Annotated in this window: 1 protein-coding gene; it reads left to right on the top strand. The window is 71.2% G+C overall.

Going from position 1 to position 233, the window contains the following annotated elements:
• Nucleotides 1-233: biotin/lipoyl-binding protein (locus MXD60_RS26520; protein ID WP_248822424.1), on the top strand; the 233-nt coding region annotated here is incomplete at both ends.

The raw sequence follows: 233 nt of genomic DNA, 5'->3' as shown, positions 1-233 counted from the left end.
GTATTTCCAGGGCCAGATGGAGGCACGCGAGACCGACATCGCGCCCAAGGTCACGGCGCGCATCGCCAAGGTGCGGGTCACCGAAGGCCAGAAGATCCAGCCCGGCGATCTGCTGGTGGAGATGGACAGCCCCGAGGTGCGCGCCAAGCTGGCCCAGGCCGAGGCTGCGCGCGAGGCCGCCCAGGCCCAGGCCGACAAGGCGCAGGCCGGCGCACGCCCGCAGGAAGTGCAGA

The organism is Frankia sp. AgB32 (genome assembly GCF_023243045.1).
GTDB lineage: Bacteria > Actinomycetota > Actinomycetes > Frankiales > Frankiaceae > Frankia.
This window is presented reverse-complemented; position numbering and strand designations above follow the sequence as displayed.